This is a genomic window from Micromonospora sp. CA-269861, from assembly GCF_050948505.1.
Classification (GTDB): Bacteria; Actinomycetota; Actinomycetes; order Mycobacteriales; family Micromonosporaceae; genus Micromonospora.
In genome coordinates, this window is record NZ_CP192014.1 from 323121 (window position 1) to 344992 (window position 21872).

Sequence of the window (21872 nt, forward strand, 5' to 3'; positions counted from 1 at the left end):
CGGAAGAAGCCGGGCCCGCTCGCCCCGACCCGATCGGCATCCATGATCTTAGAGATCGCCTGTGACAGTTCTCGATAGGTCGACCGGGCGGCTCGGCCGGTTGGCGACGCCGTCGGTCAGCCGCCGAACCAGCCGGGCACGTCGAGCCGGAACCAGTTGGCCGAGGCCACGGTGCGCAGGTCGTCCTCCATGGCGGCGACCCGTTCTGTGCCGAGCGTGTCGGCCCACTGTGTGCGCAGCCGGTCGAAGATCTCCGCCGAGCGACGCAGCCCGTCCGCACCGCGCGGGGTCACCCGGACCAGCCGGCGTCGAGCGTCGGAGGGGTCGTCGACCCGTTCCAGGTAGCCGACGGCGACCAGCCGGTCGACGGTCTTGCCCGCTGCCTGCTTGGAGATGCCCAGCCGCTGGCCCAGCTCGGTGGCGGTGGTGCCGTCCGTTCCGACGGCCTGGAGCACGAACCCGTGCAGCGGCCGCAGCTCCGGATGCCCCTCCCGGGCCAGTTCGCGGTGCAGGTCGTCGATCAGCGTCCGGAAGCCGGCCAACAGCAGCAGCGGTAGCTGGAAGCCGGGCCGGGTGGGTTCAGGGGTTGTCACGTTGGTCAACCACGTTTACTATTTCGTCAACCACGTTGACTATCGTATCGCACCCCGATTGAGGCTGCGGAAAGTAGGTAACCCCATGCCCGTCTTCACCGCCCACACCGCCGAGACAGCGCCCGGCGCTGCCCGTCGAGCGATCGAGGGAGTACGCCGCCGATTCGGCTGGCTGCCCACTCCGGTGGCGCTGATGGCCGATTCGCCGCAGTTGCTCACCAGCTTCCTCACCGCCAGCGCGGGCTTCGAGCAGACCGACCTCGCCCCGCTGGAGCGGGAGGTGGTCGTTCTCACCGTCGCCACCACAAACGAGTGCCACGTCTGCGTCGCCCTGCACACCGGCACGCTCACCCGGCTCGGGGCGGACGCCGAGCTGATCACCGCGCTGCGCGCCGGCTCGGCGCTGGCCGACCCGCGCCTGGAGGCGCTGCGCCGGTTCACGCTGGCCGTGCTCGACCACCGGGGCGCAGTGCCCGACGACGAGCTGGACGCCTTCCTGTCCGCCGGCTACCAGCCCCGACACGCGCTGGACGTGGTGCTCGGCGTCGGCGCGTACACCATCTCGACCTTCGCCAACCGGCTCACCCGGGCGCCGCTCGACCCGCCCCTGGCCGCTCACGCCTGGACGTCCGCGGCCTGACCAGCCTGGCCGGGCCGGCAAAGTCCCGGCACACCCGCACGCGCGACGCTCGGGCACCTTGCGGGCCTCTGCTCAGGTCGCCCCGAGGAAGTCGCGCAGCAGGGCGAGCATCTCGTCCGGACGCTCCTCGTACAGCCAGTGCCCGCAGTCCTCGATCACCTCGCCGCGGACCGTGTCGGCGTACCGGCGAACCTGATCGGCGACCTGCGCACCCAGGCTGGCCGCCGCGCCGACGGCCAGCACGGGCATGGTCAGCTTCGTGTCCCGGTGCGCCGCGTTGTCGGTGATGTCCTGCTCGAACGCCCGGAAGTACGCGAAACTCGCCCGCAGATGCGCCGGGTCGCGCAGATGGCTGGCGAACTCCTCAATGTCGGGCGCGGCGATGCTGCCCTTGCGCACCATCAGGGCGTCGGTGAACCGGTCCACCCAGAGCGACTCCCGACCGCTGACCAACTCCTCCGGAAGCCCGTTGCCGATGGAGAAGTAGCCGAAGTTCCACACCCCCGGCCCGGCCGAGGTGAGCGCGGGGAACGTGTAGATGCTCTCGTCGGGGATCGGCGCCTCGGTGAGCACCAGCCGACCCACCCGCTGCGGATGGGCGGCGGCGTACGCGTACGCCACCATGGTCCCCAGGTCGTGCCCGACCAGCCGGAGGTCACTGACCAGGCCGAGCTGGTCGAGGAGTCCGTGCAGGTCGGCGGCGACAGTCTTCTTGTCGTACCCGCCGGCCGGGGCGTCGCTGCCCCCGAAGCCCCGCAGGTCGGGCGCGACCACCTCGAAGGAGCGCCCCAACTCGGGCAGCAGGTGCCGCCACATGTACCAGCACTGCGGATACCCGTGCAGCAGCACCAGTGGCGGGCCGGTGCCGCCACGGACGTAGTTCATGGTGATCTGGCCGACCCGAGCCCGTTGCTCGGCAAACCCCGCCGGAACCCGCTCCCCGCCCATCGCCGCCTCCACCCGTCCGCCGGCTGCCCGGCTGCCCGCCGTCTGTCCGCCTGCCCGGCTACCCGCTCAACCTCCCGCCATGCCCGCGACTGGTCCGCCGAGGGGGCAATCGCGAGCGTCACAGCACCCGGCTTGGTCCCTGCGGGAGCCGGTGCGGGAGACTTGGCGACATGGCGGCTCGTGGCTTCCCGTACACCGATCTCAAGGACTTTCTCGCGGCGCTGGAGCGCGCGGGGGAGTTGCGCCGGGTCGACGTCCCGGTCGACCCGACCCTGGAGATCAGCGAGGTGGTCACCCGCACGGTGCGGGCCGGCGGCCCGGCGCTGCTCTTCGAGCGTCCGACCCGGGGCGAGATGCCGGTGGCGATCAACCTGTTCGGCACCGAGAAGCGGATGGCGATGGCCCTCGGCGTCGAGTCGCTGGACGAGGTCGGTGCCCGGATCGGCGCGCTGATCAAGCCGGAGCTGCCGGTCGGCTGGTCGGGCATCCGGGAGGGTCTCGGCAAGGTCATGCAGCTCAAGTCGGTGCCGCCGCGCAAGGTGAAGACCGCCCCCTGCCAGGAGGTCGTCTACCGGGGTGAGGACGTCGACCTCAACCGGCTGCCGGGGTTGCAGGTCTGGCCCGACGACGGTGGGATCTTCCACAACTACGGGCTCACCCACACCAAGCACCCGGAGACCGGCAAGCGCAACCTCGGCCTGTACCGACTCCAGCAGCACGGCCGCAACACCCTGGGCATGCACTGGCAGATCCACAAGGACTCGACTGCGCACCACGCGGTCGCCGAGCGGCTCGGGCAGCGTCTGCCGGTCGCGGTGGCGATCGGTTGCGACCCGGTCGTCTCGTACGCCGCCAGCGCACCCCTGCCCAGCGACATCGACGAGTACCTGTTCGCCGGGTTCCTGCGCGGCGAGCGGGTGGAGATGGTCGACTGCCTCACCGTCCCGTTGCAGGTGCCGGCGCACGCGCAGATCGTGCTGGAGGGCTATCTCGAGCCGGGTGAGCGGCTGCCCGAGGGGCCGTTCGGCGACCACACCGGCTTCTACACGCCCGTCGAGCCGTTCCCCGTGCTGCACATCGAGGCGATGACCATGCAGCGCAACCCGGTCTACCACTCGATCGTCACCTCGAAGCCGCCGCAGGAGGACCACGGCCTCGGCAAGGCCACCGAGCGGATCTTCCAGCCACTGCTCAAGCTGATGATCCCGGACATCGTCGACTACGACCTGCCGGCCGCCGGTGTCTTCCACAACTGCGCGATCGTCTCCATCCGCAAGCGCTACCCGAAGCACGCGCAGAAGGTGATGAACGCGATCTGGGGCGCGCACCTGATGTCGCTGACCAAGCTGATCGTGATCGTCGACGAGGACTGCGACGTGCACGACTACAACGAGGTCGCCTTCCGTGCCTTCGGCAACGTCGACTACGCGCGTGACCTGCTGCTCACCGAGGGCCCGGTGGACCACCTCGACCACTCGTCGTACCAGCAGTTCTGGGGCGGCAAGGCTGGCGTCGACGCGACCCGCAAGCTGCCCACCGAGGGCTACACCCGCGGTTGGCCGGAGGAGATGAGCATGGCCCCCGAGGTCACGGCGCTGGTCGACAAGCGCTGGAAGGAGTACGGAATCTGATGGCGCCCGCCCAACACCCCCGCGATCTTGCACCTCCGGTCGCCGACTCCTCCCCTTCCGCCCCAACTGTCCCCGCAGAAACTGCAAGATCGCGGGGGAGGGCGCGGGCATTCCTGCGGCTCGTCGCCGTCGAGCACTCCGTGTTCGCGCTGCCGTTCGCGTTCCTCTCGGCGCTGGCCGCGATGCAGGTCAACGGCGGGCGGGTACGGTGGCTCGACCTGCTGCTGATCACCGTGGCGATGGTCGGGGCGCGGACGTTCGCGATGGCCGCCAACCGGATCCTCGACCGCCAGATCGACGCGCGGAACCCGCGTACCGCCGGTCGGGAACTGGTCACCGGAGCGGTGAGCGTGCGGACGGCCTGGACCGGCGCGGCCGTCGCGCTTGTGGTCTTCCTCGTCGCTGCCGCCCTGCTCAACCCGCTGTGCCTGGTGCTCGCGCCGCTCGCCGTGGTGCCGCTCGTCGTCTACCCCTACGGCAAGCGGTTCACCAACTGGCCGCACGCCATCCTCGGGATCGCCCAGGCGGTCGGCCCGGTCGGCGCCTGGCTGGCGGTCACCGGCACCCTGGACGGCTCCGGACCAGCCTGGCTGCTCGGCGCGGCAGTGGGGCTGTGGATCGGCGGCTTCGACCTGATCTACGCCTGCCAGGACTCCGAGATCGACCGGGAGATCGGTGTGCACAGCGTGCCCGCCCGGTACGGTCGGCGATTCGCGCTGCACGCCTCCACCGTCGCGCACGTGGTGACCTTCGCGCTGTTCATCTGGTTCGGCGCGTTGATCGGTCTCGGCTGGCTCTGGTGGATCGGGCTGGCGTTGACCGCTGTGGCGTTCGGCTACCAGCATCTGGTGGTCACACCCACCGACCTCAGCAAGGTCAACCGGGCGTTCTTCACCGCCAACGGGTTCGTCGGCATCGCGCTGTTCCTCTTCGCCCTGCTCGACCTGGTGATCCGGCTCGGCCTACGGCCCTGAGGCTGGGCCGGTCCGGCTCGGCCTACGGCCCTGAGGCTGGGCCGGTCCGGCCTACGGCCCTGCGGCTGGTGGCACGGTGCTGACGGGGTAACGGGCGCTCTCGAACGTCCAGTCGACGGTCCCGCGCACGGCGTACGCGATCCCGTCGAGATGGTCGGCGACCGCCTCGTCCAACGCCGGGCCGAACGACGGCACCGCAGCTCTTAGCGTGACGAAGCGTCGCATCGCCTCCCGCCAGTGCTCGGCCGCCCGTTCGACCGCCTTCGCCTCCGGCACGGCCAGTTCGGCCTCGATGGCGAGGACCAGGTTGTGCCCGCCGGCGGTGATCCGGTCCCGTTCCAACGAGGCCAGGTCGTTGTACCAGGAGAGCAGGTCGTTGCCGGTGCGGGCGATCTGCCGCAGCAGCGGGTGGTGGTAGACCGGGTCGGGCAACGGCCTACCGCTGACGAACTCCACGAGTGGGTACGACACCTCCGCCGCCGACGTCGACCGACGTAGCGCGACGTACTCGTCGACGCTGGGCCGGCGACCGGCCTCCTTGTTGACGGCCTCCTGCCAGGTGCCGTCGAGGTGCCGGGCCACCGCGTTGGCGAAACGCTCCCGCCACCGGGCCGGCATCCGGCGGCGCGGTTCCCGCCAGGCCAGCACCAGCAGTCGTCGCAGCGGGCCGGTCAGCCCGGTCTGCCGCAGCCGGGTGCCGTCGCGCAGCAGCGCCAACGTGCTGTTGCGCAGCGCCCGGATCTGCTCCGGGGTCAACCGGTCCGGCCCGTCGCAGGCGTCATCGACCAGGAAGAACCAGGTGAACAGCATGGCCAGCACCCGCAGGTCGGCCTCGGTCGCCTCCGGATAGAGCCGTCCGGCGTACCGGGCGAAGGCTCCCCGGGACAGCCGGTGCAGGGCGGCGGCGTCCAGTCGAAGGTCAAGCTCGGGCAGCAGACCGAGCACCCAGGCCTGCACACGATCGGCGTGCGGTGGAAGCCGGGACGGGATCGGACATTCGGCACGCAGCGCCCGGAGGATCTCGCCGGTCGTCACCGATGCCTCCTCTGCCAGATCGTTCCGGTGCAAATCGCCAGCGGCAGCATGTCAGGACGGCGGGATGCGCAGCTACCCGCCGGAGATGTCGGATCGGAGCATCCCCCGGGGGTGCCCACCAGCGGACCAGCCGGACCAGGCAGGCTGGGGGGATGCGGGAACCATGGGTGGTCGGGGTCTCCGGTGCCTCCGGCACGCCGTACGCGGCGGCAGTCATCGGCGGACTGCTCGACGCGGGCGAGCCGGTGGACCTGATCGTGTCCCGGGCGGCACGGCTCACAGTGCTCGACGAGACCGGCCGACCCTTCCGCGACGGGCACTGGGCCGAGGACCTCGCCGCCTGGCTCGACCGGGACCTGACCACAGCCGATGTGCGGCACTGGCCGGCCGGCGACCTGGCCGCCGGGCCGAGCAGCGGCTCCTACCGGGTACGCGGGATGGCAGTGGTCCCGGCCAGCACGGCAGCCTGTGCGGGCGTCGCGATCGGGCTCTCCAAGGACCTGTTGCAGCGCGCCGCCGAGGTCAACCTCAAGGAACGCCGGCCCGTGGTGCTGGTGCCCCGGGAGACACCTGTGACCCGCAGCCACCTGGAGCACCTCATCGCGCTGCACGACGCGGGCGCGGTGGTGCTGCCGGCCAGCCCCGGCTTCTACGGTGCCGGCGCAGCGGCCAGCGCACAGCAGCTCGTCGACTTCGTGGCCGGCAAGGTGCTGGACGCGCTCGGCGTCCCACACACGCTGTTTCGGCGGTGGTCCGGCCAGCTTGGCGCAGCGCGAAGCTGAGCCGTCCGCCCGTGCTGAGCCGTCGGCTCGTGCTGAGCCGTCCTGCTCGTGCTGAGCCGTCCGCTCGTGCTGGGCACCGTTGTCCTGCTCAGCACGAGCGGTGCTGCCGCCCGGCGGTTGGCCGAAGCGGGACGCGGACCGGACTGGTGTCCGGTCCGCGTGGCGTTGTCCGCACCAGTTCAGTACATGCCGGCGTTGGCCGGACCCGGCCCCGTGGATGCGGCCGGCCCCACATTGCGTGGCTTTCCGACCTCATCCACCTCGTCCAGCATGCCCTCCCCCTCAAGCAGGGCTCGCACCTCGGATTCCCGAAACCGGCGATGCCCGCCTGGAGTCCGGATGCTTCCTATCCGGCCGGCCGCCGCCCATCTCGTCACAGTTTTCGGGTCTACCCGAAACAGCGCGGCGACCTCACCCGGTGTCAGCAGGCGATCTCCAGTGTCCACAGCCCCCTCCTCGCGTCGACGAAGCCCCCGGCTGAACACACTGCCCCCGGCTGGTGCGTAGCCCAGAGCCGTCATGAGGGACGTATGGCAATTACAGCACCAGGGACATGGCCTGTCCGCCCAAACGCGAAAAATGCACTGAGTGGGGAGTTAGTAATGTTACTGGTGCTACCTCTGCCCTGACCGGCGGTTTGTGAACAGTGACTCACCGCTCAGTCCAACGGGTGCCGAAGGCCGCACGTTACGCGTCAGCGGTTAGGGTCACTCTCTGTGGATGCCATCGACCTGAGCCTCGTCGACCTGCTGCGCGGCAACGCTCGCCTCTCGTACGCCGAGTTGGCCCGACAGGTGGGCCTCTCGGCCCCGGCCGTGCACGAGCGGGTCGGCAAGCTGGAGAGCAGTGGTGTGGTCCGGGGCTACCGGGCGGACGTGGCCCCGGAGTCGATCGGACTGGGCGTCACCGCGCTGATCGGCATCGTGGAGGACTCCGGTGCCGACACCGACGACATGCTCGAGTCGCTGCGGGTGCTGCCCGAGATCGAGTCCTGCTACTTCATGGCCGGCGTGGAGTCTTTCCTCCTCAAGGCGCGGGTCGGCACGATCGCCGAGCTGGAGCAGTTGATCACGCGGTTGAACCGGACGCCGGGGGTCGCCTCCACCCGTACCGCCATCGCGCTCTCCACCAAGTGGGAGAACCGCCCCCAGCCGGTCGGCCCGCCCGCGGCCTGACTGCCGCGTACCCCTGGTGTCGCCCGGCGGCCGGCGGTAGCGTGCGCCGATGATCCCGCCGGAGCGTCCCGTGGCCGTGGTGACCGGCGCTGCCGGCGGCCTGGGCCGCGCCATCGCCACCGCGCTGCACGCCGACGGCTGGTCGGTGCTGCTCACCGACCTCGACCCGGCGGCGGTGCGGACCGCCGCGGCGCCGGTCGGGGGTTGGTCGGCAGCCCTGGACGTTCGGGACGAGGACGCCTGCGCCGCCATCGCCGCGTCCGCGGCGAGCCGGGGCGACCTCGCCCTCTGGGTCAACAACGCCGGCATCCTGGTCACCGGGGCGTCGTGGGAGCACGACGCCCCGACCCGCCGTCGGGTGTTCGACGTGAACGCCCTCGGCGCCATGAACGGCACCCTCGCCGCGCTGACCGTGATGCGCCGCCAGGGGCACGGCCACGTGCTCAACGTCGTCTCGTTGGCCGGGCTGGTCGCCGCGCCCGGCGAGACGGTGTACGCGGCCAGCAAGCACGCCCTGCTGGCGTTCAGCCTCGGCACCCTCTCCGACCTGCGGATGGCCGGATACCGGCGGGTGCACGTCTCCTGCCTCTGCCCGGACGGCATCTGGACCCCGATGCTGCACGACCGGCTGGACGACCCGGGGGCGGTGGCCTCGTTCACCGGGTCGATGCTGACCGCGCAGCGGGTGGCTGCCCGGGTGGTCCGGCTGGCCCACCGGCCGCGTCCGGTGGTCAGTCTTCCCCGCTGGCGGGGAGCGCAGGTGCGGCTGTTGGACGCGCTGCCCCGGTTGGCCGTCGCGCTGACCCCGCTCGTCCGGGCGGCCGGCCGCGCAGGTCAGCGCCGCCAACGCCGCCGGTCGGTGCCGTCGGACCGGCGCTGACCGGCACTGGCCTGCTTGCTACGTTTTCGAGCGTGACTCATCTCGACAGGTGCGACGAGGCCAGCCGGACCTGGGTGACGGGGGCGATCGCCACCGTCGAGGCGGATGCGAACCGGTCGGCCGACACCCACCTGCTTCCGTTCCCGTTGCCCAGGGAGTGGGGGATCGACCTCTACCTCAAGGACGAGTCGTCACACCCCACCGGCTCGCTGAAGCACCGGCTGGCCCGCTCGCTGTTCCTGTACGGGCTCTGCAACGGCTGGATCGGGCCACGCACCACGATCGTCGAAGCGTCGTCGGGTTCCACGGCGGTCTCCGAGGCGTACTTCGCCCGGATGCTCGGCCTGCCGTTCATCGCGGTGATGCCCGCCTCCACCTCGCCCGAGAAGATCGCGCAGATCGAGTTCCAGGGCGGCAGGTGCCACCTGGTGGACGACCCGGCAAGCGTGGTGGTCGAGGCCCGGTGGCTCGCCGAGGACTCCGGCGGGCACTTCATGGACCAGTTCACCTACGCCGAGCGGGCGACCGACTGGCGGGGCAACAACAACATCGCCGAGTCGATCTACGCGCAGTTGGAGCTGGAGCGGCACCCGATCCCCGCCTGGGTCGTGGTGGGCGCCGGCACCGGGGGCACCAGCGCGACCATCGGCCGGTACGCCCGGTACCGCCGGCTCGCCACCAAGCTCTGCGTTGTCGACCCGGAGAACTCGGCGTTCTACCCCGCCTGGCTGGCGGCCGACTGGTCGGTACGGACCGGGAAGGGCTCCCGCATCGAGGGGATCGGCCGGCCCACCGTGGAGGCGTCGTTCCTGCCCTCGGTGGTGGACCGGATGGTCCAGGTGCCGGACGCGGCGTCACTGGCCGCCATGCGCGCCGGGTCGGCGCTGCTCGGCCGCCGGGTGGGCGGGTCCACCGGCACCAACCTGTGGGGCGCGTTCGGCCTGATCGCCGCGATGCTCGCCGAGGGTCGGACCGGCTCGGTGGTCACCCTGATCTGCGACCCGGGCGACCGGTACGCCGACACGTACTACGCCGACGACTGGGTGGCCGCCCAGGGCCTCGACCTGACCCCGCACCTGGCCACGATCGACCGCTTCCTGACCAGCGGCGCCTGGCCCGCCTGAACCGCTCGGCGGTGTCGGGGCGGTCTGAGCGCCGATCAGCGGGGGTCGATCCGTTCGGCCAGCCCGGGGTAGCGCACCACGTAGCCGCTGTCGTCCAGATCGATGTCGGCGGTGAAGGTGCCGCTGGCGAAGCGCACCCGACCCGGCCCGAGCCCGGTGTAGATCTGCTCGGCCGGCACCACCTCCAGGCCGGGCAGAAGCACCCAGGCAACGGTGATCCGGTGTGCCACATCGGCCGGCTCGGCCGCCATCCGGAGCCGGTGGACCGGCAGGGTGTTGAACAGCGGCGAGCCGCTCAGGTCGACGTCGAGGGCGTCGGCCAACCGGTCCGGGTCGTCCGTGCCCGGCAGCCCGGATCGGGGATGACCGGCCGCGACCAGGGCCGCGTCCAGGTCGCCCTGCTCGGCGGTGGTCACCCGCCACCGGCCCGCGGCCCGCTCCAGGGTCACCCGGCGCAGCCAGCCGAGACCCTCGGCCTCGACCTCGACCCGGGTGGTGGCCCAGTCCGGCGTGGTGGTCAGCTGGTAGCGGGCGGTCCACGGGATCGGGTCGACGGCGAGCAGGGTGCCCCGGGCCGCCAACCCGTGGCCGTCGTCGAGCAGGACCTGCTCGCTGCCGGCGGTGTCCGTCCGGGACCAGAAGATTGACTTCGGCATGGTCGGCATGAGCCGGACGTTACGCGACCGGACCGACATCGGCAGGGCATGCGCGAACGCCGCCGCGAAGCATGGGCTTCGCGACGGCGTTCGGTGGATCAATCAGTGGGTACGCGCCGGCGGTCGCCCGCCGAAACCGCGCCGATCGTCACGCGGGCGGTCCTCCCGCGGCCGGTCATCGCGGGGCCGGTCGTCCCGGACCCGGCTCTCCGGGCGGAAAGCACCCCGAGCGTCCCGGTCGCCGAAGCGCCGGTCACCCTGCGGCCGGTCGCCGAAGCGCCGCTCGCCGGTCGGTCGATCGCCCCGACCGTCCCGGTCACCGAACTGCGGCCGGTCACCGAACCGGCGCTCGCCCTGCGGCCGGTCGCTGTGCTGCCGGTCGCCGTAGCGGCGCTCACCTTGCGGGCGGTCGCCGTACCCCGGTCGCCCTGCGGGCGGTCGCTCTGCTGCCGGTCGCCGAACCGGCGGTCGCCCTGCGGCCGGTCGCTGTAGCCCCGGTCGCCCTGGGGGCGGTCGCTGTACCTGCGGTCGCCCTGGGGGCGGTCGCCGTAACCCCGGTCGCCCTGCGGCCGGTCACCAAGCGCCGCTCGCCGGTGGGCCGGTCGCCGAAGCGCCGGTCACCTTGCGGGCGGTCGCCGTACTGGCGCTCACCCTGCGGGCGGTCGCCGAAGCGCCGGTCGCCCTGGGGGCGGTCGCCGTACCGGCGCTCGCCACCCGTGCGGTCACCGAAGCGACGCGGGCCGCCGGCCCGGTCGTCGAACCGACGCGGGCCGCCGGAGCGGTCGCCGTAGCCGCGGGGCTCGGCCTCGACGCGGACCGGGACGCCACTGGGCTCGCGGGCACCGACCAGCTCGGCCAACGCCGCGTCCCCGACCCGGACCCGGGTCTCGGCCGGCGCGACGCCGGCCTTCTCCATCATCGCCAGGGTGGTGCGGCGCTGCTTGGGCAGCACAAGCGTGGCGACCGCGCCCGACTCGCCGGCCCGGGCGGTACGCCCCGCGCGGTGCAGGTAGTCCTTGGGGTCCTTCGGCGGGTCGACGTGCAGCACCAGGGTGACCCCGTCGACGTGGATGCCCCGGGCCGCCACGTCCGTGGCGACCAGCACGTTCATCCGGCCCTCACGGAACTCGGCAAGCGTCTTGGTGCGCATCCGCTGGGTCTTGCCGCCGTGCAGCCCACCGGCGCGTACGCCGACGGCCGCGAGCTGCTCGACCAGCCGGTCCACCCCGAGCTGGGTACGGGCGAAGACCATGGTCCGGCCGTCCCGGGCGGCGATCGAGGCTGCCACCGGGAACTTCTCGTGCGGCGGGATCAACAGCATGTGGTGGTCCATGGTGGACACCGAGGCGGTGGACGGCGCGGTGGAGTGGGTGACCGGGTCGGTCATGAACCGCCTGACCAACGCGTCGACGTCACCGTCCAGAGTGGCCGAGAAGAGCAGCCGCTGACCGTTCGCCGGCGTCTTCGCCAGCAGATCGGTCACCTCGGGCAGGAAGCCCATGTCGGCCATCTGGTCGGCCTCGTCGAGCACCGTGACCTCGACGTCGTCGAGCTGGCAGATGCCCCGCTCGATGAGGTCGCCGAGTCGGCCCGGGGTGGCCACGATGATCTCCACGCCGCGGCGCAGCGCGTCGATCTGACGGTCGTACGGAACGCCGCCGACGGCGGTCTTGAGGAAGATGCCGACGGCCTTGCCCAGCGGCACCAGGGCGTCGTTGACCTGCATGGCCAGCTCGCGGGTGGGCACCAGGACCAGGGCGCGCGGACGCATCGGCCGGGCCCGGTTGCGGCTGGCCAGCCGGGCGATCATCGGCAGACCGAAGGCGAGCGTCTTGCCCGAACCGGTCTGCCCGCGGCCCAGCACGTCGCGGCCGGCGAGCGCGTCCGGAACGGTGGCCCGCTGGATCTCGAACGGGCTGGTGATGCCCTGCTGCGCCAGCGCGCGGACCAGCGGCTCGGGCAGGCCGAGAGCGGCGAAGCTCATCGGCTCGGCGGTCTCCGTCGGCACGGGCTCGGCCTGCGGGGTGGCGGTCGCGGCCGGCACGGTGCCGGCCTCGCTCGGAGCGACGTCTAGCTGCTCCCGGGCGGCGTCGGTCGCCGGGACTGAGTTGAAAACGGATGAAACGGTGCTGGGGTCAGCAGAGGTGGTCAACAAAAACCTTTCGAGCGGGGCGCATCTTCGCGATGGCCTGCCGCGGCTGTACCGCCGGATCGCCCGCAAGATCGCCCAGGGGCGCACACCACGCGCGCCGGGTCAGTGATCTCAGCCAGTGTACGGCGGTCCGGCGAAGCCGCCAGTCGGTTGACCGACGGTAGTGGGCGGACTCACCATCGCCACCACTCGCTGGCTCACCCGCTGAGCACGCTGCCCACCAGACCGTCCAGGGCGTCGCCGGCCAGCAGGACGACCACGACACTGATCGCCACCAGCAGGCCCAGGGCGGCGGCCAGGACGATCATCACCCGGGCGTTGCTGGACCGCTCGGCCGGAGTGTCCGACCAGCCCTGGGCCAGGATGTGCCCGGTCAACGAGCCGGAAGTCTCCACCGCGTTGGCGGGTATCGCGATCGTGGTGAAGCCGGCCCCCTCGCCGTTGCCGTAGACGGTGCCGGCCAGGTCGGCGCCGCTGTCGGGCCGCCCACCACGGACGCCGCTGTCGGGCCGCGCACCACGGGCGTCGGCCACGTTCCGTCCGGCGGAACCAGCCGGTGGGCTGCTCGGTGGCGCGGTCGTCCGGGAGTTCGCGGTGCTGCCCCGGGTCGACGAAGCAGCCCCGGTGGTGGACGGTGGCCAGCTCGGCAGCGCCGGCGCGGGCACCACCGGCGGCGGGGAGGCGGCCGTCCCGGTCCATCCGCCACCGGACGTCGGGCGGGTCGCCCCTCCGGTGGACGGCCACCCGGCCGGCGGTGCGGAGACCGAAGCGGTGGCCCGTACGCCGGGCGGGTCGGTCATCGCCGGCGGCGGCGGGAACGGCGGTGCCGGCATCGGGCCGGGCGGGGCTGGTGGGGCGGGCACCGGCGGGCCGGGCGGCGGCAGCGGCGGGCTCGGAACGGGCGGCGACGGCGGGCCGGGGATGGGCGGCATCGGCGAGGGCGGCGGGGTGGGCGGGCCCGGGACAGGCGGAACCGGGCCGGGTGGCGGCGTGGGTCGGGGGCCCGGCGTCGGTGTCGGGCTGGGCGGGTACGGGCCCGGGGCCGGCGCGGGCTCCGGTTCCGGTGGCGACGGCGGAGTCGGCCCGGGACCGGGTGGCGCGGGCTCCGGCTCTGGTGTCGGGGCCGGCTCCGGCTCGGCACCCACCGGCGCGGCTCGGTAGACGCCGGGCGTGCTCTCGCGGTGGTCCGGGGTGCCGAGGGCGTCGGCCGTTCCCCGGCTGCTGCTCGGAACCGTGGCGCTGGCCCGGGCCGGCGCGGGGAGTCGTTCCGCTGCCCTGGCAACGACACGTCGGCTGGGCTGGCCGAACCGGTCGCGCGGTAGGTGGTCGCGGTGACCGGAGCGCTGGCCGGCAGGTCACTGCGGAGAGCACCGGCGGTCGTGACGCTGGCGCGTGCGCGTACCGGTGCGGCGGCCTGGCCCTGGCGCGCGTCGACGGCGGCCGACTGCCCGGCGCCGGTCCCGGAAACGGCCGCGGAAGCGTCCGTTCCGCTGGAAGCGGCGTCGACACCGGCGGATGCGTCGTCGTCGGCTGGTTCGTCGTCGTCGGCATCGGTCGAGGCGTCCGCGACGGCAGGTGCTGTGCCGCTGGCAGCCGGGCTGTCGTTGCTGTCAGCCGGGTCGGAGTCGTCCGAGTTGGTGCCTGTCGGGCTGGTGCCTGTCGGGCTGGTGGCGGCCGGGCTGGCGTCGCTGGCGGCTACCGGGTCGGCGGTGTCCGGCCCTGGTGGGCCGGCCTGGTCGACCAGGGGGTCGACAGTCTCCGCCGGATCTCTCTGCTCGGCCATTTCCGCCCTCCGCGCCATGCTCGCACCCGGACCCGTGACGTCGAGTCGGATGTGCCTGGTTGTCACGGTGCCACAGATCTTCCCGAGCGGACAGCCGGAGCCGGTCGTGGCGGATCAGCCCGCGGTGCTGGGGCTGCCCGTCGCGCCGCCACTGCCCGTCACGCTCGTGCTGGCCTTCGGCGTGGTCGTCGCAGACGCGCTGGCCGGGGCGCTGGTCGGTGCCGGAGGAAGGGTCGTCGGAGTGGTGTCCGGGGTCTCCGACGGCTTCGGCGTGGTGCTGCCTGTCGGGTTGGGAGTCGGGGTGGTCGTCAGGGTCGGCGTCGGCGTCGGCGTCGCGCTCTCGGTGGGCTTCGGGGTGGTGGTCTTCGTGGGCGTGGGCGTCGGCTTGGTGGTCTTCGTGGGCGTGGGTGTCGGCTTCGGGGTCGAGACGGGCGGGGTCGGACTGGTCACGACCGGAGCCGGCACCGCGCCGATCACCCGGGTGGCGGCGTACAGCCGGGACCAGCGGACGACCGAGATCTTGACAACGTCGCCCGTGGTGGGCGCCTGCACCATCTTGCCGTTGCCGATGTACATGGCGACGTGGTGGATCGTCGTCCAGCTGCTGCCAGAGGCGAAGAAGAGCAGGTCGCCGGGGAGCAGCGCGCCCTGCGGAACGGTGCGGCCCCGGGTGGCGGCGTACTGGTCGCGGGAGACCCGGGGCAGGTCGAAGTAGTCGGCGCCGCGAGACCGGTACGCCGCCCACATCAGGCCGGAGCAGTCGAACTTGTCCGGACCCTCCTCGGACCACTTGTACGGGTCGCCGAGCTGAGCGAGCGCGTACCGGACCGCGGCCAGTGCCCGGGGGTGGGCGGCCATGCCGCTGACGCTCTGGTTGGAGACGTAGCCGGCGCCGATCTGCTGCTCGGCGGCCTCCTGCTGGCGTTCGATCTCGATCAGCGCGGCGGCGTTGTCCCGGCGCAGCTTGAGCAGGCCCGCCTCGGCGGTGCGGAGCGCTGTCTCACCCGTGGTGAACTCCACCTCGGCGGTGGTGAGCAGAACCTTGGCCTCGCTGTGCTTCTGGTACGCGGCCTGCTCGCCTGCGCGGGCCCGGGACAGCTCGCCGGCCACTCCGGTGGTGCCGCCGTCGACCTTCTCGCCACGGGTGATCGCCTGGAGCCGGCTCAGCCCACGGATGTCCTGGGCGAGGTCGCCCGGCGGCAGCGCGGCGGCTTCCTTGACGGCCTCGGCGGCGGCGGTGTCGGCCGTCTGCTGGGCCCGGAGCAGGGCGTCCTGGGCGTTCGCCAGCGCCTTTCCGGCCGCGTCGAGCTGCGCCTGCGCGTCGACGCGTTTCTGCCGGCTCAAGAGCAACGCCTCGCCGAGCGCGCCGACCTGGGCCTCGCCGGCAGAGATCGCGGTGGCCAGCGGGCCGTTGCCGATGTTGGCCACCGGCGGGGCGGGCACGCCGGCGACCGGTGCGCCGCCGGGCAGCTGGAGCGAGCCGGTGACCGCCGGGCGGGAGCCGGCGTCCGGCACGGTGCTCGGCACACCGGGCTCCGCGTACGCGGGGGTGGCCAGCACGGCTGCGGCGATCGCGCTGAGCAGTGCTGCCCAGAGCTTCGGACGCAGGACCGGCGAGATCACCGGGCTCCGTCGTCGCTGCCGTCGCCCGCGCCCGCTGTAGACCATGCCGCTCCCCGTCCACCTGCTCGTCGCCGCGCTCGGTGGGCGCGACCGTCGGGACGGTACCAGTGTGTGTGTTCCGCCCCACCTTGTTACTACCGCACCTCGCCACTCATGTCGATGCGTTGCCGGGTTACGGGAGGCTGAGAGTCTGGTGAAGTGGGTCGCTGCCGGCGACCGTGCCGCCGGGCCCGTCGGCGTCGCGACGTACGCTCGATCCGGACCGCAGGTGGAAGGGACGTGCCATGGACGCCGGACTCAAGCGTGAGCTCGAAGCGAAGGTGTACGCCGGTGAGCGGCTGACCCGGGAGGACGGGGTCGCCCTCTACGAGAGCGATGACCTGACCTGGCTGGGGCGGTTGGCGCACCACAAGCGCACCGAGCTGAACGGCGACCGGGTGATGTTCAACGTCAACCGGCACCTCAACCTGACAAACGTCTGTTCGGCGTCCTGTGCGTACTGCTCGTTCCAGCGCAAGCCGGGCGAGAAGGACGCGTACACGATGCGCATCGACGAGGCGGTCCGCAAGGCCAAGGAGATGGAGGATGAGCAGCTCACCGAGCTGCACATCGTCAACGGTCTGCACCCGACGCTGCCCTGGCGTTACTACCCGAAGGTACTGCGCGAGCTGAAGGCGGCGCTGCCGAACGTCAAGCTCAAGTGCTTCACGGCGACCGAGGTGCAGTGGTTCGAGAAGATCAGCGGCCTGAGCGCCGACGAGATTCTCGACGAGTTGATGGACGCCGGCCTTGAGTCGCTGACCGGTGGTGGCGCGGAGATCTTCGACTGGGAGGTCCGGCAGCACATCGTCGACCACGCCTGCCACTGGGAGGACTGGTCGCGCATCCACGCCCTGGCGCACAGCAAGGGCATGAAGACCCCGGCGACCATGCTGTACGGCCACATCGAGGAGCCTCGGCACCGCGTCGACCACGTGCTGCGGCTACGCGAGTTGCAGGACGAGACCGGCGGGTTCGCGGTCTTCATTCCACTGCGCTACCAGCACGACTTCGTCGACTCGGCGGACGGCAAGATCCGTAACCGGATCCAGGCGCGCACCACGATGGCCTCGCCGGCCGAGTCGCTGAAGACGTTCGCCGTCTCCCGGCTGCTCTTCGACAACGTGCCGCACCTGAAGAACTTCTGGGTGATGCACGGGTTGTCGGTGGCTCAGCTCTCGCTGAACTTCGGCGTGGACGACCTGGACGGCTCCGTCGTCGAATACAAGATCACGCACGACGCCGACTCGTACGGCACCCCGAACACCATGCACCGCGACGACCTGCTGCACCTGATCTGGGACGCCGGCTTCCAGCCCGTCGAGCGGGACACCCGCTACAACGTGGTCCGGGAGTACGACAAGGCCCCGTCGCTGGCCGAGCGGCGCGCCGAGCCGCAGCAGGTCTGGGCCTGAGCCACCACGTACCCTCGCAGTCGATGACCGAGCAACGAGGACCTGAGCAGCAGGGCGGGTTTCCCCGGCGGGACGCCGAGGGCCGCATCCGTACCCTTGGCGACCTGCTCGGGGTGTGCCTGGCCGGCCTGGTCATCGGTGTGCTCGCGTTGGTGCTGTTCGACTGGGCGTTCGCCTCGATCGGCGCCGGCGACTTCGGGCACACCAACGGTTGGCTGGCGGTGATCCTTCCGGCCTGGCTGTTCTGGGACGACTTCCGGGCCTGGGAGTTCGGCGCGGCCCGGGTGGTGGCGGCGGTGGTCGCCGCCGCCGTCGGGGTGTTCGCGGGGCTGCTGATCGCCGGTCTGGGCGCGGGGTTGCCGCCGCTGCTCTCCGGCGCGTTGGCGGCGGGGGCGTTCACCGTGGCGTACGCGGCCCTCTGGTTCCCGGGCGTCCGCTGGCTGGCCCGCCGGACCGGCTGACCACGACCGCCCGCCGGGCGGCTCGACCTTCCGCCGGCAGTGGCGGGCGACGGAGAGAACGGAGTGGTGCAGGTGAGCGCCGCGCTCAAGTACACGCTGGGCCGGATCGGGCTGTTCGTCGCCGTGCTGGCCGGCCTCTGGCTGATCGACATGAACGTGTTCCTGAAGCTGATGCTGGCGTTGGTGTTCTCCGCCGCGCTCTCCTTCTTCCTGCTGCGTGGTTGGCGGGACGAGATGGCCGGGGAGATCGCCGAAGCGACCGAGCGCCGCCGCACGGAGAAGGAACGCCTCCGATCCGCCCTGGCCGGCGAAGACGAAACCACCACCCCAACCCCCGACCCGCCCACCCAGACCCCCGACTCCCCGCGTTGATCATGAAGTTATTGCCACGACACGCCGAGCAGTCGGGCAATAACTTCATGATCAACGGCGCGGGGTGGGCCGGGTTGGGTCTACCAGTTGGTGGAGCCGGGGACCTTGGGCCAGGGCTTTGACGTCGGCTTGATCAGGTACGCGATGCCGCCGGAGCCGCCGGAGACGCCGCCGCTGGCGTTGGTGCGCTTGGTGCGCAGCCAGATCTGCTCGAACTGCGCACGCTTGTAGACGTTGCGCACCACGTCGTTGCTGGACGAGGCGGGGTCGTTGACGATCACGTCGCCGTCAGCGGTGAAGCCGACCACCACGAAGAGGTGCCCGGAGGTGCCGTAGTTCGCCCCGTCCAGCTCGCTGGCGAGGAAGGACTGGCTGGTCACGACGGGGATACCGGCGGCGATGAAGCGCTCCAGCTCGTCCAGCGAGTGCAGCCGGGTCACCCGACCCTCCAGCCCGGGAAAGCTGGCCGCGTACGCGGTGTTGAACGGCCAGTTGCCGGCGCCGTCGTACGCGTAGTCGTAGGTCATCCGCGCCGCGTGGTTGACCGTCGGGTCGGGGTAGGTCGGGTCCACCCAGGAGGTGTCGGCCGCCGACGGCCTGCGACCCCAGTACTCGATAACCATCTCCGTCGAGGTGGGTGAGCACCACGCCTCGCCGCCGCCGTCGTACTCGGGGTAGTGCCCGGCGTGCACGTTCTGCGAGTAGCGCGGCACCGGCAGCTCCCGGCCCCAGGCGATGTGCCCGGCGCTCGGCGGCACGGTGAACCGGTCCGGCACTGCGGAGCTCATCGCGCCCAGCATCCGGACCACCGGGGCGGCACTCTGCCCGGGTGCGCGGTAGAGGGTCAGCTTGAGCTGGTACGACCGCAGCAGCACCCCGGCGGTGGCGTCGTCGATGCTGAAGGTGTCGGTCCAGATCGTCGAGAAGGGATCGCCCTGCCGGTTGACGCTGGTCCGCTTGATGTCGGCGTCGCCGGACGCCCAGCGGCCGAGGACGTACCACGGGGTCTGGTCGCCGCTCGTGTAGTTGCCCTGCATCTCCACCTGGATCCAGGTGCCGGCGGGGGTCTCCGCGTTCCAGGAGGCGATCAGCTCGGTGGCGTCGAACCCGATCCGGGTGACCGGTGAGGTCCAGGTGCCGTACTCCCAGGTGCGGGTGGCGCCGGTGTGCGGGTCCGCGTACTCGACGGTGCCGGCCGGGCGGGCCAGGGTGACGCCCGCTCGGGCGCCGGGCACGACGCGGGTGCCGGCCCGGCTGCCCCGGTGCCAGTCGGCGGGCCCGGACCAGTCCTGGTAGGTGATCTGCTCGTCGTGGGCGGGTGCTGGCGGGTGGGCCGCCAGTGCGGGCGCGGTGGTGGTGAGCAGGGTGAGCGTGGTGACGCCGGCGAGGGCGGCCGCGCGCAGGCGGGATCTGGCCATGGGTGCTCCGCGGTGTCGAGGGGGCATCGTCGCTGGTCAGTTTTCCGCTTGGAGGGAAGTTTCGCCAGACGTTGATGGGTGGAAAATCATTGCCGCCGTGATGATCCGCTTGGGATGGACAACGCAACGATCAATATTGATATGACCATGTGACAGGTGGTGAAGTGTCCTTCACCGAGCGGGATCTCCCGCCCATCGAGGAGGTAGTCCATGGCCCTCCGCACGCCCATCCCCCTCCGCCGCGTCCTGGTGCTCGCCGTCGTCACCGGGCTGGGCATCGTCACCGTCGCCGCCGGTCCGGTCGGTGCCCGACCGGCACCGGATCGCACCACCGAGCCGGCCGCCGCCAGCTACCGGGTGCTCGGGCCCCGGACCCTCGCCGACCGCAACGCGGTGGCCCGCACCGGAGCCGCCATCGACTACTCCGAACATGGAGTGCTGCACATCTCGGCCACCACGGCTGAGGCCGCCGCGATCGGCAAGCTCGGCTTCCGGTTGGAACCGCTCGCCCCGCCCCCCAATGCCGAGCGCGGTGCCGGCGACTTCGGCGCGTTGGCCTTCCCGCCGGCCGACTCCAACTACCACGACTACGCGGAGTTGACAGCCGTCGTGAACCAGGTCGTTGCCGACCATCCGGCGATCGCCCGCAAGATCAGCATCGGTTCGTCGTACGAGGGCCGCGACCTGATGGCGGTGAAGATCTCCGACAACGTCGGCACCGACGAGAGTGAGCCGGAGATCCTGTTCAACTCCCAGCAGCACGCCCGTGAGCACCTGACCGTCGAGATGGCGATCTACCTGCTCAACCTCTTCACCGACAGCTACGGCAGCGACTCCCGGATCACCAACATCGTCAACGGCCGGGAGCTCTGGATCGTGCCGACGGTCAACCCGGACGGCAGCGAGTACGACATCGCCACCGGCTCGTACCGGTCCTGGCGCAAGAACCGGCAGCCCAACAGCGGCTCGTCAAACGTCGGCACCGACCTGAACCGCAACTGGTCCTACAACTGGGGTTGCTGCGGCGGCTCGTCCGGCACCACCTCGTCGGAGACCTACCGTGGGCCGTCGGCGTTCTCCGCGCCCGAGACGCAGGCCCTGCGCAACTTCGTCAACGGCCGGGTGGTCGGCGGTGTGCAGCAGATCAAGGCCAACATCGACTTCCACACGTACTCGCAGCTGGTGCTCTGGCCGTACGGCTACACCACGGCGAACACCGCGACCGGGATGAACGCGGACCAGTACAACACCTTCGCCACCATCGGTCAGCAGATGGCGGCCACCAACGGCTACACGCCGGAGCAGTCCAGCGATCTCTACATCACCGACGGGGACAGCCTCGACTGGATGTGGGCCACCCACAACATCTGGGCGTACACGTTCGAGATGTACCCGGGCTCGTCCGGCGGCGGTGGCTTCTACCCGCCGGACGAGGTGATCCCGGCGCAGACCTCGCGCAACCGGGAAGCGGTGTTGATCCTCAGCGAGTACGCCGACTGCCCGTACCGGGCCATCGGCAAGCAGGCGCAGTACTGCGGTGGCGGTGGCGGCACCACGGTCTGGTCGGACACCTTCGAGACCGCCACCGGCTGGACCATCAACCCGGCCGGCACCGACACCGCGACCCTCGGGGCGTGGGAACGTGGCGCCGCCCAGGCGACCACGTCCTCCGGAGCCAAGCAGCTCACCCCGTACGCCGGATCCAACGACCTGGTCACCGGCCGGCTGGCCGGCTCGGCGGCAGGTGACTACGACCTCGACGGCGGCGTGACCAGCGCCCGGTCCCCGGCGGTGACCCTGCCGTCGTCCGGCACGCTGACCCTCTCGCTCGCCTGGTACCTGGCGCACGGCTCGAACGCCTCGTCGGCGGACTACCTGCGGGTGAGCGTGGTGCACAACGGCGGTACCACCGCGCTGCTCACCCAGGCCGGCGCGGCCAGCAACCGCAACGGGAGCTGGGCTGTCGCGAACCTCAACCTCACTCCGTACGCCGGCCAGTCGGTCCGCGTGCTGGTCGAGGCTGCGGACGCGTCCGGAGCCAGCCTGGTGGAGGCGGCTGTGGACAACGTCACCATCACGTCCTCCTGATCGGGTGGGGCCCCGTCCCGCCCCGGCGGGGCCCCACCACCCGCTCTGAAACCCCAGGATCTCGGACATATGCCTCCCCGCCC

At 71.7% G+C, this 21872-nt stretch carries 20 protein-coding genes and 1 pseudogene; 12 read left to right on the forward strand and 9 right to left on the reverse strand.

Annotation, left to right across the window (positions count from 1 at the left end; all coding sequences use genetic code 11):
* Positions 1-116: 116 nt before the first annotated feature.
* Positions 117-593 (reverse strand): MarR family winged helix-turn-helix transcriptional regulator, encoded by a 477-nt coding sequence (locus ACQP0U_RS01555; protein WP_433315118.1) that lies wholly within the window; start codon positions 591-593, stop codon positions 117-119.
* 85 nt (positions 594-678) lie between these two features.
* On the opposite strand from ACQP0U_RS01555, the gene ACQP0U_RS01560 reads away from it, so the two are divergent.
* Positions 679-1233, forward strand: a complete 555-nt coding sequence (locus ACQP0U_RS01560) for a carboxymuconolactone decarboxylase family protein (RefSeq protein ID WP_433315119.1) — start codon at positions 679-681, stop codon at positions 1231-1233.
* A gap of 72 nt (positions 1234-1305) precedes the next feature.
* Here the strand turns inward: ACQP0U_RS01560 and ACQP0U_RS01565 are convergent, their stop codons facing one another.
* Positions 1306-2181, reverse strand: coding sequence for an alpha/beta fold hydrolase (locus tag ACQP0U_RS01565; RefSeq protein ID WP_433315121.1), 876 nt, complete (start codon positions 2179-2181; stop codon positions 1306-1308).
* Between the two features lie 170 nt (positions 2182-2351).
* On the opposite strand from ACQP0U_RS01565, the gene ACQP0U_RS01570 reads away from it, so the two are divergent.
* Positions 2352-3812: a menaquinone biosynthesis decarboxylase gene (locus ACQP0U_RS01570; protein ID WP_433315123.1), complete on the forward strand. Its 1461-nt coding sequence runs from the start codon at positions 2352-2354 to the stop codon at positions 3810-3812.
* Positions 3812-4786, forward strand: coding sequence for a menaquinone biosynthesis prenyltransferase MqnP (mqnP, locus tag ACQP0U_RS01575; RefSeq protein ID WP_433315124.1), 975 nt, complete (start codon positions 3812-3814; stop codon positions 4784-4786). The genes ACQP0U_RS01570 and mqnP overlap by 1 nt, the downstream gene beginning before the upstream one ends.
* 51 nt (positions 4787-4837) lie before the next feature.
* Here mqnP and ACQP0U_RS01580 read toward each other — a convergent pair whose 3' ends face one another.
* Complete coding sequence (locus tag ACQP0U_RS01580) at positions 4838-5821, reverse strand: terpene synthase family protein (protein WP_433315126.1); 984 nt, start codon at positions 5819-5821, stop codon at positions 4838-4840.
* A gap of 152 nt (positions 5822-5973) precedes the next feature.
* On the opposite strand from ACQP0U_RS01580, the gene ACQP0U_RS01585 reads away from it, so the two are divergent.
* A complete protein-coding gene (locus ACQP0U_RS01585) occupies positions 5974-6603 on the forward strand; it encodes a UbiX family flavin prenyltransferase (RefSeq protein ID WP_425779005.1) in 630 nt (209 codons plus the stop codon).
* 179 nt (positions 6604-6782) lie between these two features.
* On the opposite strand, the gene ACQP0U_RS01590 is transcribed toward ACQP0U_RS01585, so the two are convergent.
* Positions 6783-7049, reverse strand: a complete 267-nt coding sequence (locus ACQP0U_RS01590; protein WP_007454516.1) for a BldC family transcriptional regulator — start codon at positions 7047-7049, stop codon at positions 6783-6785.
* Between the two features lie 270 nt (positions 7050-7319).
* Here ACQP0U_RS01590 and ACQP0U_RS01595 point away from each other — a divergent pair, with 270 nt between their 5' ends.
* Genes ACQP0U_RS01595 through ACQP0U_RS01605 form a run of 3 tightly spaced genes read left to right on the forward strand, consistent with a single transcriptional unit; the run spans position 7320 to position 9782 of the window.
* Positions 7320-7778: an Lrp/AsnC family transcriptional regulator gene (locus ACQP0U_RS01595; RefSeq protein ID WP_433315128.1), complete on the forward strand. Its 459-nt coding sequence runs from the start codon at positions 7320-7322 to the stop codon at positions 7776-7778.
* 49 nt (positions 7779-7827) lie between these two features.
* Positions 7828-8658: an SDR family NAD(P)-dependent oxidoreductase gene (locus ACQP0U_RS01600; RefSeq protein WP_433315130.1), complete on the forward strand. Its 831-nt coding sequence runs from the start codon at positions 7828-7830 to the stop codon at positions 8656-8658.
* A 32-nt stretch (positions 8659-8690) separates the two neighbouring features.
* The gene (locus tag ACQP0U_RS01605; protein WP_433315132.1) at positions 8691-9782 is read left to right on the forward strand and encodes a PLP-dependent cysteine synthase family protein; all 1092 of its coding nucleotides are present in this window, start codon (positions 8691-8693) and stop codon (positions 9780-9782) included.
* A 35-nt stretch (positions 9783-9817) separates the two neighbouring features.
* Here ACQP0U_RS01605 and ACQP0U_RS01610 read toward each other — a convergent pair whose 3' ends face one another.
* The 3 genes and pseudogenes from ACQP0U_RS01610 to ACQP0U_RS01620 form a co-directional block, all read right to left on the reverse strand.
* Positions 9818-10438 carry a putative glycolipid-binding domain-containing protein gene (locus tag ACQP0U_RS01610; RefSeq protein WP_433320541.1) on the reverse strand — a complete coding sequence of 207 codons (621 nt, stop codon included), beginning with the start codon at positions 10436-10438 and terminating at the stop codon, positions 9818-9820.
* Positions 10439-11063: 625 nt separating this feature from the next.
* Positions 11064-12422 (reverse strand): annotated as a pseudogene (locus ACQP0U_RS01615) (DEAD/DEAH box helicase); the annotation flags it as partial.
* 365 nt (positions 12423-12787) lie between these two features.
* Positions 12788-13123 (reverse strand): hypothetical protein, encoded by a 336-nt coding sequence (locus ACQP0U_RS01620; RefSeq protein ID WP_433315134.1) that lies wholly within the window; start codon positions 13121-13123, stop codon positions 12788-12790.
* Between the two features lie 61 nt (positions 13124-13184).
* Between ACQP0U_RS01620 and ACQP0U_RS01625 the strand changes: the two genes are divergently transcribed.
* Positions 13185-13751 carry a hypothetical protein gene (locus ACQP0U_RS01625; RefSeq protein ID WP_433315136.1) on the forward strand — a complete coding sequence of 189 codons (567 nt, stop codon included), beginning with the start codon at positions 13185-13187 and terminating at the stop codon, positions 13749-13751.
* A gap of 736 nt (positions 13752-14487) precedes the next feature.
* Here ACQP0U_RS01625 and ACQP0U_RS01630 read toward each other — a convergent pair.
* Positions 14488-16041, reverse strand: a complete 1554-nt coding sequence (locus ACQP0U_RS01630) for an NlpC/P60 family protein (protein ID WP_433315138.1) — start codon at positions 16039-16041, stop codon at positions 14488-14490.
* Positions 16042-16280: 239 nt separating this feature from the next.
* Between ACQP0U_RS01630 and mqnE the strand changes: the two genes are divergently transcribed.
* The 3 genes from mqnE to ACQP0U_RS01645 all read left to right on the forward strand — a co-directional run bounded on the left by mqnE (position 16281) and on the right by ACQP0U_RS01645 (position 18283).
* A complete protein-coding gene (gene mqnE / locus ACQP0U_RS01635) occupies positions 16281-17450 on the forward strand; it encodes an aminofutalosine synthase MqnE (RefSeq protein WP_124815231.1) in 1170 nt (389 codons plus the stop codon).
* A gap of 23 nt (positions 17451-17473) precedes the next feature.
* Positions 17474-17911: a hypothetical protein gene (locus ACQP0U_RS01640; RefSeq protein ID WP_366630363.1), complete on the forward strand. Its 438-nt coding sequence runs from the start codon at positions 17474-17476 to the stop codon at positions 17909-17911.
* Between the two features lie 72 nt (positions 17912-17983).
* The gene (locus ACQP0U_RS01645; protein ID WP_433315140.1) at positions 17984-18283 is read left to right on the forward strand and encodes a DUF4229 domain-containing protein; all 300 of its coding nucleotides are present in this window, start codon (positions 17984-17986) and stop codon (positions 18281-18283) included.
* Positions 18284-18363: 80 nt separating this feature from the next.
* On the opposite strand, the gene ACQP0U_RS01650 is transcribed toward ACQP0U_RS01645, so the two are convergent.
* A complete protein-coding gene (locus ACQP0U_RS01650) occupies positions 18364-19701 on the reverse strand; it encodes a C39 family peptidase (RefSeq protein WP_433315141.1) in 1338 nt (445 codons plus the stop codon).
* Positions 19702-19911: 210 nt separating this feature from the next.
* On the opposite strand from ACQP0U_RS01650, the gene ACQP0U_RS01655 reads away from it, so the two are divergent.
* Positions 19912-21789 carry a M14 family metallopeptidase gene (locus ACQP0U_RS01655; RefSeq protein WP_433315143.1) on the forward strand — a complete coding sequence of 626 codons (1878 nt, stop codon included), beginning with the start codon at positions 19912-19914 and terminating at the stop codon, positions 21787-21789.
* The last annotated feature ends 83 nt before the right edge of the window (positions 21790-21872 follow it).